We start from the raw sequence: 13,668 nt of genomic DNA on the forward strand, positions 1-13,668 counted from the left end.
AAATCTCCTATGGAAAAGCATTCTAAATTCTGAATTCTGTATTCTGAATTCTCTTTTAATCAATTTTGCGCGATGCCTTCTTCCCGCGCGGCACGTTGCACAGCCGCAGCAACAGCAGTGACGACGCGCTCATCAAAAACTGAAGGAATAATATGTTCCCGATTCAAGTCTGAAGGTTTAACTAAAGAAGCGATCGCACTTGCAGCTTCTAGGTACATTTTGATGGTAATTGTCTGTGCCCGACAATCTAAAGCACCACGAAATACTCCAGGAAAAGCAAGGACGTTATTGATTTGATTTGGGTAATCACTGCGACCGGTCGCGATGACAGCAACATCTTTACTGATTAATTCTGGCTGAATCTCTGGAATCGGATTTGCCATTGCAAACACAATTGCGTCTTTCGCCATTGAATGCACCATTTCTGGTGTCAAAACTCCCGGTGCGCTGACACCAATAAATACATCTGTCCCTTGCATTGCACCTGCTAACGTACCCTGAGCTTTCACGGCAAATTCGAGTTTTTCTTCTGTCAAATCGGTGCGATTGGTAGAGAGAATCCCTTTAGAGTCGCACATCCAAATTTTTTCTGCGCCAGCTTTACGGAGTAACCGAGCGATCGCCACTCCCGCCGCCCCAGCACCATTAATCACAATGCGGATTTCCGCCATTGATTTATGTACCAGTTTCAAAGAATTAAATAATGCTGCCAAGGTGACAATTGCTGTACCATGCTGGTCGTCATGAAAAACGGGGATATCTAATTCTTGGCGTAATCTCTTTTCAATTTCAAAGCAGCGAGGTGCAGCGATATCCTCTAAATTCACGCCCCCAAACACCGGAGCAATATTCTTAACTGCCTGAATAATTTCTTCTGTATCTTGGGTGGCGAGACAAATGGGAAAAGCATCCAGCCCCGCAAATTCCTTGAATAGCATTGCTTTGCCTTCCATGACTGGTAAGGCTGCTGCTGGGCCGAGATTTCCCAAACCCAAAACGGCACTACCATCGGTAACAATAGCAACGGTGTTTTGTTTGATGGTTAAGTTGTAAACTTCTTCTGGATCTTGAGCGATCGCTGTACAAATTCGACCGACTCCAGGCGTGTAAGCCATTGCCAAATCGGAAACACTCTTCAGGGGAATTCTACTGCTAATGCTGATTTTGCCACCGCGATGCAAATTAAAGGTGCGATCGTAAACACTGAGTAACTTGATGTCTGGCAATACTTTCACTGCTTGTACAATGGTTTCAGCGTGTTCAGTACTAGCAGCATCCACAGTCAGATCGCGGGTAGACTCTTTGCGGGTTTGCTCGATTAAGTCAATTTGACCGAGATTACCGCCAGTAGTTGCGATCGCCTGTGTTACCGACGCCAACATCCCTACACGATTGGGAATCTGCAAGCGCAGTGTCAAACTAAAACTAGAATTGGGAGTTAGGTCTGCCATGTTGATTTTGGATTTTAAGTTTTAGATTTTATATTGAATTGAGACAAAAACTAAAATCTGAGATTTGTAGTCTGTGGAAACACAATGTATGTAAACTTTTGGGATAATCATCAGTAGTTAGTTTATCCACTGCTCCCAGTTTTGATGATTATTTTTATTTATACCAATGCATTTACTAATATAAATGAGTAACAATTTAGTAATTGTACCCAAATACACCAGATATTTTTTTAAGATTTTATCTGTGTAAATATTTGTATAACTTTAGGGGTGGCCGCCGAGATACCGGCGGCCACCCGTGTAGGCCTGCAAGAATCAGCTGGCAAAAAAATATTACTACAGAGCCATTTTATGGAGTTCAATCTCAATCATTATCCTTACCATTCCCACCGTCGAGTTATTTTAGGCAAAAAATATGCTGTTGCTACTAGTCAACATTTAGCAACCCTAGCAGGAATAGAAATGTTTTTAGCAGGAGGAAATGCAGTTGATGCTGCCGTTGCGACTGCGATTGCTTTAACCGTTGTTGAACCTACATCAAATGGAATTGGTTCAGATGCGTTTGCGATTGTTTGGGATGGAAAATTACATGGTCTTAATGCCTCTGGAAGAAGTCCTCAACAGCTGAATTTAAAATCATACTTAGGTATGGAAAAAATTCCTCAATTAGGATGGTTATCTGTAACTGTTCCTGGAGCAGTTTCTGCTTGGTATCAATTATGGAATCGCTGGGGAAAATTACCGTTTGAACAACTATTTACTCCAGCAATCCGTTATGCAGAACAAGGGTTTTCTTTGTCTCCCATAACTGCACAATATTGGCAACGTCAAGAAAATATTTATCTGTCTTTAAATTCTCCAGAATTTCAGCCGTTCAAGCAAGTATTTTTTCCTAACGATCGCGCTCCTAAAACAGGAGAAATATGGGGGAGTTTATGGTTTGCAGAAACATTAAAAGAAATTGCTAATAGCGGCACAGAAAGCTTTTATCGAGGAAAATTAGCGGCGGCGATCGCTAATTTTTCGGCTGATACAGGAGGATGTTTAACAAAAACTGATTTAGCCAATCATCAACCCATTTGGTGCGATCCAATCTCAACTCAATACAAGCAATTACAAGTGTGGGAAATCCCTCCCAATGGACAAGGAATTGCTGCATTGATGGCACTGAATATTTTAGAAGGCTTGAAAATTGAAAAATATGCTCGTGATTCAACCGAAAGTTTCCATTATCAAATTGAAGCGATGAAACTTGCTTTCGCTGATGTTTATTCTCATGTTGGCGATCCAGATTTGATGAAGATTTCTGTTAATCAGCTACTAGATAAAAATTATGCGATACAGCGTCAATCCTTAATCGAAGATACAGCAATTACTTTAGCTAATACAGGATTAACTCAAGGAGGAACTGTTTATCTATGTACTGCCGATCCAGATTTAATGGTATCCTTCATTCAATCTAACTATGAAGGATTTGGTAGCGGTATTTTAATACCTGAAACTGAAATTTCTTTACAATGTCGGGCAGCAGGATTTACTCTACAAGAGGGACATCCTAATCAAGTTGCACCACAAAAACTTCCATTTCATACTATTATCCCCGGTTTTCTCACTAAAGACAATCAACCTTTAGGGCCTTTTGGGGTTATGGGTGCACCAATGCAACCACAAGGACACTTACAAATGGTAGTTAATTTATCTGACTATCAAATGAATCCTCAAGCTGCTTTAGATGCACCTAGATGGCGATTTTTAGAAGGTAATAAGATTCTTTTAGAAAAGGGTGTAAGTTCTGAAATTATTGCAGGCTTAAGAAAGCGAGGTCATAATCAAGAAATTGCTTCTGAAATAATGTTTGGTAAAGGTCAAATGATTCTGAGACATAATGGAGTGTTAGTTGCTGCTTCTGAATCTCGTTCTGATGGTTTAGCATTAGCATATTAAGCACTTGGATTTTTGATAAGATCGGGGCTAGCTGTAAACAGCCTTAGCAAAGCGCTCTGCCAAGTAAATAATGTCTTGTCTACGAGCAATTTGGTTCATCCATTGTTTGGGAATATTTTCCACGCCGTAGTAAATTCCCGCTAACCCACCAGTAACAGCAGCGGTAGTATCGGTATCTCCGCCTAAGTTGACAGCTTTCAGTACTGCCTCAGAATAAGACGAGCTATTTAATAAACACCACAGGGATGACTCTAAGGTGTCAATTACATAGCCACCAGAATTAATCTCTTCAACTGGTATCTTGGCAATCTCACCACTCAAAACTCTGCCAAAATGCGGCTTCTCTAACAAAAATTCCCGCACAGAATAAATTGTTTGAATATCTTGCAATCCTTGTAAATAAGCTGTTTGGGGGTCAGCCCCTTCCAAGAGCGCCACTGCAATACTAATATAAATGCTACAGGCCATTTGCGATCGCGCATGAGCATGAGTAATTGCCGAAACATCATGTACCCGCGCCAGCAATTCGCCTAAAGTTAAGCTTCTGTGACAATAAGCCATCGGCAAGATTCTCATTAAAGAACCATTGCCATTACTATTTTCAACCTTACCGCCCGCCTGATGGGGAACAACTCCCTGTTTCAGGCGCATAATTGCTGTATGAGTAGTTTGACCAATGTCAAAGACATCGCCGCGTGGAGTCCAATAAGCCTCCTTGTACCAGCGCCAGAAGGAATTAGCTATAGCATCCAAGGAATACCCTCTACAAAGGCATTCTGCCAAGCAAAAGCTTAAAGAACTGTCATCTGACCAAGTTCCTGCTGGTTGATTCCATGTGCCATAACCCAACATCGTTGTCACTGGAGATTTTACTCGTTCAGCGCGGCTAGTAAACTCTACTGGCACACCCAACGCATCACCGACACATAAACCCATCAAACCAGACAACGTTTTTGCAGCGGTTAGCATTATTCAATCTCCACGAGAATTGCTCAAAATTAACTTTATAGATTCCTTCTATAGCTTGTTGCAACAGATGCTACAGCCTACTTTTTCATCATCTGTGAAAAGCTCGGCAAAAATTATTAATCGGGTATTTAATTTACCATATCCCGATTAAATTTTAGTTCCAATTATTGTGACAGTTTTAAAAGTGTCTATCGGGGGAACAAAGAGCCAGAATGGAAAGACATTGAGATGTAATTATAACAGCTTTTTTATCAATTCAAGGGATAGTTATCCTGTAAGCGTTATGCATTAATAACAACAGTCATTGAATAAAGATTGGGAATCATTTGGAACATTATCAGTTTATTTTCGACCTGGAATATACAAGTAAAAAATACAAAATTTGGTTAAAATTATGAAACGCTTACTCAAGTCTTTCGTGACATTTTCTGCATTGTCTTCCTTAATAGTTGCTCCTTTTATTTTATCAGCTGGTCAAGCCTCTGCTGAAACCAAAAAGGGTACTGATGCTAGTTATGTTGGTGCTGGTGTTGCAGCTGGCGTTACCAGTGGCGGACAAGGTATCAATGATGATGCTACCTTTGGAGGTAATGTCACAGGTCGCGCGAAATTAGGAAATACGCCGTTTTCTGCACGCGGTAATGTCCTTTGGAGTGATAAAACGAGTGCCATCATCCCAGAACTTTCTGTAGATGTGCCCATTGCTAATAGAACTAATGCCTATTTAACTGGTGGTTATTCTTTTGTAGAAAAAGATGGTTCACCAACTCCTATAGGTAACAGAGATTCAGTAGTGGTAGGTGCTGGTGTTGAATCGGAAGTTGCTAACAATTTCCTTGTCTACACTAATGCTAAAGTCGGACTTGGTGCTTACCAAAATAGTGATGCTTCTGCTGTTAGCATCAATGGTGGTATTGGTTATCGCTTCAAATAAAAAATTATTGAGTCCTCAGTCAGTTTATACTTTACTTAGTACTCAGGACTCAGCACTCAAAACTCACTACTCCCAAAAGCTGGTTTTGTTAAGTATTACATCACTGACAAAGCCAGCTTTTGCCGTGGTAAAATTAAAATATTCCTCATTATTCCGGCCGGATTACCGGGGATAAAGTAGCCGAAGGGTGCTGATTCGGCGTCTACCTAATGCTTTATTGAGAATACTATACAAGTCTAATGGTTAAATCTGCTCCTTCCCCCATCGCTAGCCGTAAGCCTTCCAAACTCGAAGGAATCAAGGAAAATAGTAATTTTTTGCGTGAACCTGTAGCAACTGAGATTCTTCAAGACACTACCCATTTTACTGAAAATGCGGTGCAGCTTTTGAAATATCACGGTTCTTACCAGCAGGATAACCGCGACAACCGCACCAAGGGACAGGAAAAAGATTACCAGTTTATGCTGCGGACAAAAAATCCGGGTGGTTTGGTGCCGCCGCAGCTGTATCTAGCTTTAGATAAAATCGCTGATGAGTATGGCAACCACACGTTACGAGCAACTACCCGTCAAGGTTTCCAACTCCACGGTATTTTAAAGAAGAATCTTAAATCAGCAATTGCCACAATTGTCAAGAATCTGGGTACGACTTTGGGAGCTTGCGGCGACATCAACCGCAACGTGATGGCACCACCAGCCCCCTTTAAGAATCGTCCAGAGTATCAGTATGCTTGGGAGTATGCCCAGAATATTGCTGACTTGCTCTCAGCCCAAACAGGCGCTTATTACGAAATTTGGTTAGATGGGGAAAAAGCAATTAGTGCTGAAGAAGACCCAGAGGTGAAGGCGGCGCGAGGGCGCAATGGGAATGGCACAATTATCCATGACAGCGAAGAACCGATTTATGGCACTTATTATATGCCCCGCAAGTTTAAAATTTGCGTGACGGTGCCAGGGGATAATTCGGTGGATTTGTATTCCCAAGACCTGACGTTGGTAGTAATTACTAATAAAAAGAAACAATTAGAAGGATTTAATATTTTTGCTGGTGGGGGTTTAGGTAGAACACACGGTAAAGAAGAAACTTTCGCTAGGTTAGCAGACCCCATCGGTTATGTAGCCAAGGATGACGTTTACGACATAGTGAAAGCGATTGTTGCTACCCAGAGAGATTATGGCGATCGCACCGATCGTCGTCATGCCAGATTAAAATATCTAATCAACGATTGGGGTGTAGATAAATTCCGTACCCAAGTTGAAGAATATTTTGGTAAAACAGTTGAAGCTTTCAAACCACTGCCAGAGTTTAAATATCACGACTTCCTCGGCTGGAATGAACAAGGTGATGGCAAGCTATTCTTAGGAATTTCCATTGACAATGGTCGAATCAAGAATGAAGGTTCGTTTCAACTGAAAACCGCCTTGCGGGAAATTGTCGAGCAGTTCAACTTACCCATCCGCTTGACACCCAACCACAACCTAATTTTTTACGATATTGAACCAGATAACAAGGAAGCTATTCAAGACATTCTCAGCCGTCACGGTGTCGGAGACGACCCTAGCAAAATCGAACCTTTAGTACGGTATGCAATGGCTTGTCCGGCTTTGCCTACTTGCGGTTTGGCAGTCACGGAATCAGAACGCGCAATACCGGGTATTTTGGAGCGGATTCGCGCTCTGTTAGATAAATTAGGTTTACAAAAAGAACATTTTGTGGTAAGAATGACAGGATGCCCCAACGGTTGCGCTCGTCCGTACCTGGCAGAATTGGGCTTTGTTGGTAGCGCTCCAGAATCTTACCAATTATGGTTAGGGGGTTCGCCAAATCAGACTCGACTGGCACAACCTTACATAGAAAAGCTGCACCATAATGACTTGGAAACCTTCTTAGAGCCGATTTTTGTTTACTTTAAGAAATCTCGGAAATCGAAGGAAAAGTTTGGTGATTTTTGCGATCGCGTTGGTTTTGATACCATCCGCGAATTTGCTGCCACATACGAACCCCAAACAGCCGATGGTGCAAATAAATCGCGCCATCGGGTCAATTTGAAAGAAGAGGTTTATAGCAAGTTGAAGGAAGTAGCAGAAAGTCAAGGTAAGCCGATGACTCAGTTAGTTACTGAAGCACTAGAGGCTTACTTTCAGAATCTTTCGTAAGCCGAAAAATTGAAGATAATAAAATTACAGATAGACACAGATAAATCGATCTGTGTCTATTTGGTGTAAATCCTAATACAGTTAGGTAACACATCCACAGGAAAACTGAACCATGGTAACGACAGCAAAATTCGCAGAAACTAGGGATGTGCTGCAAAACATCAGCTGGCAGACATTCAAAGCGATGCTGGCAGATATGGGGTCTGAGCGAAATAAAAGGCTAGCTTATGACAAGGGAATAGTAGAAATTATCACCCCATTGATGCCACACGAGAACTCAAACCGTCTAATTGAAGGTTTTGTTCTTGTGCTGTGTGAAGAATTTGGTTTAGAAGTTAAAAGCGCTGGCTCGTTGACTATGACGCGGGATGATTTGGAGCAAGGAGGCGAGCCGGACAGTAGTTACTATATCCAAAACGAATTCTTAGTCCGCAACAAAGAAAATATTGATCTGAATATAGACCCACCACCAGACTTAGTACTGGAAGTAGAATATTCCAGACCCAAGATAGACAAGTTGGCTCTTTATGCTTCAATGGGAGTCCCAGAATTCTGGCGGTATAACGGAAATGTGTTGAGAATCTACACCCTTAATAGTGGACAATACTCCCAAAGCGATCGTAGTCCTACTTTTGCGCCTGTGCTGGTGATGGAGATTCCCCGATTTATCCAAGAAAGCAAAAAAGTTGGACAAATATCAGCAACTCGTGCTTTCCGTACCTGGGTTAAACAGCAGATATCTATAGCAGGACAATAATTTATTCAGAAAAATGTCCCAACTGCAAAGAATTGCGATCGCACCCTCCCAACTCCAACAAGAGCAAATTTTACTCACAAAAGAACAACAGCATTATCTGGGGCGTGTGTTGCGTTTGCGTGAAGGCGATCGCTTTATTGTAATGGATGGTAAGGGAAAATGGTGGTTAGCGCAGCTAGCAGGAGAACAAGCACAAGTTTTAGAACCACTTTTAGTAGAAACTGAATTACCTGTATCGATTACGCTGATGGTGGCATTGCCCAAAGGCAATGGATTTGATGAAGTGGTACGGTGTTGTACAGAGTTGGGAGTAACTTGTATTGCACCAGTATTGAGCGATCGCACTTTGCTTCATCCTAGTCCTCAAAAGCTCGAACGCTGGCGGCGCATCGCAGTCGAAGCCGCTGAACAATCAGAGCGCTCATTCGTGCCAACAATTTTAGAACCTGTTGCTTTTAATACGGGTTTGTCATTAGTCATTGGTCATACCCTGCAAGAAGGCGAAGCGCCTATGTCATTTACAACTAGTCAGCAATATATCTGTGTAGCGCGTGGTGAGTTTCCCCATTTAAAAGATTGTTTACACCACAAAGGACAAATGACAAATGACATAGGACAAGAAACAATTGTTATTGCCACTGGCCCAGAAGGGGGATGGACAACACAAGAAATTGAGAATGCGAAATCAGCTGGATTTCAACCTGTTTCCCTTGGTCGCCGCATCCTGAGAGCCGTTACGGCCCCAGTAGTAGCATTATCCTTGATTACCGCAGCTTGTGAAGTATAAATGATTTATAGCTCACGCAAAATTACTTTTGCGCGAGACATCACTCCAACGTGTATTTAAAGTAAGTGATGATTGAGCAAGTTGCGATCGCCTTTGAGCATAAAGACTATCAAACAGCAGCTAAATTACTCAAACAGCTGCAAAAAGAATCACCTGAAAATCCTTGGGTACAATATTATCTCGGTCGGCTACATGAAGTATCTGAAAAGCGCCAAGATGCAGAAAAAATTTATCGGCAACTGCTACGAGATACAAGGAATGCCAAAATAGTAACGCTCGCACGCCAAGGTTTGCGACGGCTACAAGAAATGGAGCTAGAAGAAAGACAAAGAGCTATTTCCCAAGCAACGGCCCAACCGAATAACACCGAACTTGGCGTACTAGTCTTAGAGCCACTCAGTAACGAACTGAAAACAGAAGCATCTCGAAAATTCGCCCAGATTATGCAGCTAGACCCCTACACTGCACGATTAATACTGCCGAGTCGTGGCTGGAGGTTGTACCGCACTGGTCAAGTAGGAGAACTAAAATTTTATGGCAAACAGCTACAGCAGGCTGGTATTCCTTGCTTTTGGGGAACAATAGCGCAAATTCAGCAAATTCAAGTTTATCAAGTCAAATATTTCCAAGCATCTACCCCACAAGCTACTGTTGTTTGCCGAAATGAGGTAAATCAACTGGGTTCTCTCACCTTTGACTGGTCAGAAGTCACAGCAAGAGTAGTGGGACTGTTGCCCATTTTTGAACAAGTTGTAGATGTTGATGCCCGCCATAAACTGGAATGGAAAACTCAAACACAAGACTATGCTCAGTTTTGTGATTTACACATACCTGGTAGACGTTGCATTCTCCGACTTTATGATAACGGCTATGAATTTCAGCAAGGTTTAGAAATCATTTCTCAAGCTAGTCAAAATACAATCAGAATTAATTGGAATAGTTTATCAAGTTGGATTGACCAGCAACTTACTCAAGTTAAAATCTGGTCAGATTTCACGTTTTTTGCAGATACAACATTAGATCAAACAGAAATGCTGAGTCATATCAAGTCTCACATCGATTTGTTTCGTAGAGAACAGACCAATTGGGATTCAGCTTTTCATTTATATAGTGGACTTGTGTTTGTTAAATAATTCGTAATTCGTAATGCTGCGTCAACGAGACGCACTCGCGTTCACAATCCAAAATCGTATAAGTTCAGGAATCAAATCGGAGTGCTATATCAAATCTATGAATATAGTCAGTACTAAAAACCAACAGCTAGGGGGTTTGTACGTCCAATCCCCTCAAGGAGAACAACTAGTTTTTCCGCTCAAGCATACGGAAGTTATAGCAAAAATTGCAGGTAACTTGTCACGAGTTAAGGTCATCCAAAGTTTTGAAAATCCCTTCACGCAGACTTTAGAAGCAGTGTATATCTTTCCGTTACCTGATGAGGCGGCGGTGGATGACATGGAAATCTAAATAGGCGATCGCATCATCAAAGGTAATATTAAAAAACGTGAAGAAGCCCAACAAATTTACGAAAAAGCGAAACAAGAAGGACGCACCGCCGGACTTCTAGAACAGGAGCGAGACAACATTTTTACCCAATCTCTAGCTAACATCAAACCTGGCGAACAAATTGATGTCACAATTCGTTACACCGAAAGTTTAAAATTTGAGGCGGGAAATTACGAATTTGTTTTCCCGATGGTGGTGGGGCCAAGATATATTCCGGGAACGCCGATAGATGATAGCGGTGACACAGACCAAGTTCCTGATGCTTCTCGCATTACACCACCTGTAGTCTTAGAAGGAACGCGCTCACGTCACAATATTAATGTCACATTAGAAATTGATGCGGGTTTACCAATTTCTGAAGTGCGTTCTCCTTCCCATCAATTAAAAATTGAACATTCAGGTCAAATTGTGTGGATTCAATTAGCTGGAGAAGATACAATTCCTAACAAAGATTTAATTCTCCGTTATCAAGTTTCTGGTCAAGAAACTCAATCTACAGTATTAACCCAAGCCGACGATCGAGGCGGACATTTTGCCGTATATCTGATTCCAGCTTTGGAATATTTCACTGATGAGATTGTACCCAAAGATGTCGTATTTTTGGTGGATACTTCCGGTTCCCAATCTGGCGATCCGTTGCAAAAGTGTCAAGAATTAATGCGGCGATTTATTAATGGGTTGAATCCCAATGATACTTTCACAATTATCGATTTTTCCAATAGAGTCAGACAGTTATTGCCAACACCTCTGTCGAATACACCAGAAAATCGTGCCAAAGCGATCGCTTACATTAACAATTTACAAGCTGATGGCAGCACAGAAATGCTCAATGGCATTCGTACAGCCATAAATTTCCCCACACCAGCCGGAAGATTACGCAGTGTTGTACTTCTAACTGATGGCTACATTGGCAACGAAAATGAGATTTTGGCAGAAGTACAACAGCACCTACAACCAGGAAATCGCCTTTACAGTTTCGGTGCTGGTAGTTCAGTTAACCGTTTTTTACTGAATCGGATCGCCGAAATTGGTCGGGGAATATCCCGAATTATTCGTCATGATGAACCCACAGAAGAAGTTGCCGAAAAGTTTTACAGGCAAATAAACAATCCTGTACTCACAAATATTCAAATCTCTTGGCAAGGTGAGACAGAATCGCCTGTGATTTACCCAGCAATAGCGCCTGATTTATTTTGCGAACAACCATTAGTTTTGTTTGGTCGCAAACAGGATAGAGCTAGTGGTAATCTTCAAATATCCGGTATTGCTGCGGGCGGTAAGCACTATGAAAAAACATTTAACCTCATATTTGAGGAAACAGGAAATCTTGCTGTAGCGCAGTTGTGGGGACGCGCTTGTATTAAAGACTTGATGAATCAAATGGTGAGTTTTGAAACCAAAGCTGGTGTAGAAGCAGTTACAGAAACAGCCTTAACTTATCAACTACTTTCTCAATACACCGCTTTTGTGGCTGTCAGCGATGACGTGCGGGTTGAACCAGGAAGCGAATACGTGTCTATGCAGGTGCCAGTGGAAATGCCGGAAGCAGTTAGTTACCAAGGAGTGTTTGGCAGTCCTCCAGCTGGTGGTTTTGCGGGTCAAATGGAATTTTTAACCTTATCAGCACCAGCCTCAGCAGAAGCTCCAGATTTTCTCCGGCAAAGGCGATCGCCACAATCTCCAGTAGCTAAAGAAGTCGAAATATCGTTGAGCTTTGATTTCGAGGAGATGGAACAAGATGAAATATTAGACACAGCCATCAACCATCAGTTAGAGGTCATCGGCGTTACTGGCTTGGATGACACAGAAATTGCTGATTTAACCCAACACCTTCAACAACTAAACTTTCCTTCCGGCTTCAGTGGTGAAATTGTCTTTGAGTTCACCGTCAACAAAGGTCGGGTAGAACGGATAGTTTTGGATGAGGAAACCTCAACCCTAAAAGATGCAGTTGTAGTGGAGAAAATTAAGCGATCGCTCTTACTTTGGAGAGTTCCCTCATCTACAATTGGCAAAGTTATCTTAACCTTGCATCTTCACGTTTAATCTATAGAGACCGTAAATTTACGGTCTCTATGAATTATTTAGGTGTTTTAATTTGACGTGCCATGTCTAGATAAGCGCTCATATTCGCTCCTGGACGACGACGACCATTAGAGCTAGTAGTCGAAGGAGCAAGATATTTTGGTGCAAAGGTTGTTTCAGTTGGCTGCTCTTTGAGTACTTTAGCTGCTGCGGCTTTTGCTTTTTTGCCCGGTTCAACTTTAAGACCCTCAGCAGTCTGGACTAGTTGAACGTCGGCTGGTTTGGAATTATTAGCTGATTTTTCCTTAGCTGATTTTTCCTTAGCCTTAGCCTTAGTAGCGGCGGTTTTTGTTCCATTCAACGAATCTGGCTTAGATGGAGTTGGTGCTTCTGATGAAATTGTTTCTGCTACTTTCTTAGCATTCGATGCAACTGTCGATGTAACTGTCTCTGCTACTTTCTTCGCGTTCGATGCTACCTCTTTAGCAGCATCTTTGGCCGCATCTTTAGCTTCGTCCAATTCTAAGAAGTAGCCGTTGCTTTTCTTCTTCCCTGGTAACAATCCAGTAATGAAACCCAGAATACCGCCAAGGAAACCCTGAATACCCGAAATTAACTTTTTGATAAAATCCATTACAATTACTCCTGCCTTTTACCTTTTATATTTTGAATTCGACCGTAATTGTTAAAAATTACGACAAAATGTTACATTATCTACTTGGTGTCACCCCGTTCTGGTGACAACCCTTATAGCCTTGTGCTTAATTAACATTGTAGTAAAACCACAGGACAAATGTTCTATTGCAAGCATTTGCAACCTGCACATACCGAGAACTAATTATTAAATTTTACTGTAACTAAGAGCAAGATTCTGAAAGCAAGCTTTACAATAATTAACATTTCTTTGTTTGGTAAATACCCAATTGAAGTTAAACAAGCAGTTTACTCTCAACCACTGGAAAGAGTGTCATAGCCGAATGGCAGATGGCTAGATTAATTTGTAAAACTTTATACAAATTATCTTTGAAAGCATTTCAGTTTTGTTTGCAACAATATCTTTTAAAGAATCCGAAAAGCAATAGCTTCAGTCTGTAGAGCAGTATGTGTCTACAAAAGTGAAATACACCTCTTACTTCAGTTAG

Annotated in this window: 10 protein-coding genes and 1 pseudogene; 8 read left to right on the top strand and 3 right to left on the bottom strand. The window is 41.6% G+C overall.

What is annotated here, in order from left to right; translation table 11 throughout:
- Window positions 1-59: 59 nt before the first annotated feature.
- Window positions 60-1,451 carry a malic enzyme-like NAD(P)-binding protein gene (locus tag HWQ58_RS12365; RefSeq protein WP_292862371.1) on the bottom strand — a complete coding sequence of 464 codons (1,392 nt, stop codon included), beginning with the start codon at window positions 1,449-1,451 and terminating at the stop codon, window positions 60-62.
- Window positions 1,452-1,802: 351 nt separating this feature from the next.
- Between HWQ58_RS12365 and HWQ58_RS12370 the strand changes: the two genes are divergently transcribed.
- Window positions 1,803-3,395 carry a gamma-glutamyltransferase family protein gene (locus HWQ58_RS12370; protein WP_292862374.1) on the top strand — a complete coding sequence of 531 codons (1,593 nt, stop codon included), beginning with the start codon at window positions 1,803-1,805 and terminating at the stop codon, window positions 3,393-3,395.
- A gap of 27 nt (window positions 3,396-3,422) precedes the next feature.
- Here the strand turns inward: HWQ58_RS12370 and HWQ58_RS12375 are convergent, their stop codons facing one another.
- Window positions 3,423-4,364 carry an ADP-ribosylglycohydrolase family protein gene (locus tag HWQ58_RS12375; RefSeq protein WP_292862377.1) on the bottom strand — a complete coding sequence of 314 codons (942 nt, stop codon included), beginning with the start codon at window positions 4,362-4,364 and terminating at the stop codon, window positions 3,423-3,425.
- 394 nt (window positions 4,365-4,758) lie between these two features.
- Between HWQ58_RS12375 and HWQ58_RS12380 the strand changes: the two genes are divergently transcribed.
- The 7 genes and pseudogenes from HWQ58_RS12380 (at window position 4,759) to HWQ58_RS12405 (ending at window position 12,547) form a co-directional block, all read left to right on the top strand.
- Window positions 4,759-5,298 carry a hypothetical protein gene (locus HWQ58_RS12380; RefSeq protein WP_292862380.1) on the top strand — a complete coding sequence of 180 codons (540 nt, stop codon included), beginning with the start codon at window positions 4,759-4,761 and terminating at the stop codon, window positions 5,296-5,298.
- Window positions 5,299-5,537: 239 nt separating this feature from the next.
- Window positions 5,538-7,454 (top strand): sulfite reductase, ferredoxin dependent, encoded by a 1,917-nt coding sequence (gene sir, locus HWQ58_RS12385; protein ID WP_292862383.1) that lies wholly within the window; start codon window positions 5,538-5,540, stop codon window positions 7,452-7,454.
- Between the two features lie 112 nt (window positions 7,455-7,566).
- Complete coding sequence (locus tag HWQ58_RS12390) at window positions 7,567-8,211, top strand: Uma2 family endonuclease (RefSeq protein ID WP_292862386.1); 645 nt, start codon at window positions 7,567-7,569, stop codon at window positions 8,209-8,211.
- 13 nt (window positions 8,212-8,224) lie between these two features.
- Window positions 8,225-8,998 (top strand): 16S rRNA (uracil(1498)-N(3))-methyltransferase, encoded by a 774-nt coding sequence (locus HWQ58_RS12395; protein ID WP_292862388.1) that lies wholly within the window; start codon window positions 8,225-8,227, stop codon window positions 8,996-8,998.
- A gap of 68 nt (window positions 8,999-9,066) precedes the next feature.
- Window positions 9,067-10,131 carry a tetratricopeptide repeat protein gene (locus HWQ58_RS12400; RefSeq protein WP_292862391.1) on the top strand — a complete coding sequence of 355 codons (1,065 nt, stop codon included), beginning with the start codon at window positions 9,067-9,069 and terminating at the stop codon, window positions 10,129-10,131.
- Window positions 10,132-10,228: 97 nt separating this feature from the next.
- Window positions 10,229-10,630 (top strand): annotated as a pseudogene (locus HWQ58_RS38425) (VIT domain-containing protein); the annotation flags it as partial.
- Window positions 10,631-10,690: 60 nt separating this feature from the next.
- On the top strand, window positions 10,691-12,547 hold the full coding sequence (locus tag HWQ58_RS12405; protein WP_366837856.1) for an after-VIT domain-containing protein: 1,857 nt from the start codon (window positions 10,691-10,693) through the stop codon (window positions 12,545-12,547).
- A 34-nt stretch (window positions 12,548-12,581) separates the two neighbouring features.
- Here the strand turns inward: HWQ58_RS12405 and HWQ58_RS12410 are convergent, their stop codons facing one another.
- Window positions 12,582-13,160, bottom strand: coding sequence for a hypothetical protein (locus HWQ58_RS12410; RefSeq protein WP_292862394.1), 579 nt, complete (start codon window positions 13,158-13,160; stop codon window positions 12,582-12,584).
- Window positions 13,161-13,668 lie beyond the last annotated feature (508 nt).

This window comes from Nostoc sp. LPT (assembly GCF_017115165.1).
In the GTDB taxonomy this organism is placed as follows: Bacteria; Cyanobacteriota; Cyanobacteriia; order Cyanobacteriales; family Nostocaceae; genus Nostoc.

Excerpts from the sequence above, each read along its gene's own strand:
- HWQ58_RS12400 (WP_292862391.1), top strand. The coding sequence starts at position 9,067 with ATGATTGAGCAAGTTGCGATCGCCTTTGAGCATAAAGACTATCAAACA.
- HWQ58_RS12380 (WP_292862380.1), top strand. The coding sequence starts at position 4,759 with ATGAAACGCTTACTCAAGTCTTTCGTGACATTTTCTGCATTGTCTTCC.
- HWQ58_RS12405 (WP_366837856.1), top strand. The coding sequence starts at position 10,691 with ATGGTGGTGGGGCCAAGATATATTCCGGGAACGCCGATAGATGATAGC.
- HWQ58_RS12390 (WP_292862386.1), top strand. The coding sequence starts at position 7,567 with ATGGTAACGACAGCAAAATTCGCAGAAACTAGGGATGTGCTGCAAAAC.
- HWQ58_RS12370 (WP_292862374.1), top strand. The coding sequence starts at position 1,803 with ATGGAGTTCAATCTCAATCATTATCCTTACCATTCCCACCGTCGAGTT.
- HWQ58_RS12375 (WP_292862377.1), bottom strand. The coding sequence starts at position 4,364 with ATGCTAACCGCTGCAAAAACGTTGTCTGGTTTGATGGGTTTATGTGTC.
- sir (WP_292862383.1), top strand. The coding sequence starts at position 5,538 with ATGGTTAAATCTGCTCCTTCCCCCATCGCTAGCCGTAAGCCTTCCAAA.
- HWQ58_RS12365 (WP_292862371.1), bottom strand. The coding sequence starts at position 1,451 with ATGGCAGACCTAACTCCCAATTCTAGTTTTAGTTTGACACTGCGCTTG.
- HWQ58_RS12395 (WP_292862388.1), top strand. The coding sequence starts at position 8,225 with ATGTCCCAACTGCAAAGAATTGCGATCGCACCCTCCCAACTCCAACAA.
- HWQ58_RS12410 (WP_292862394.1), bottom strand. The coding sequence starts at position 13,160 with ATGGATTTTATCAAAAAGTTAATTTCGGGTATTCAGGGTTTCCTTGGC.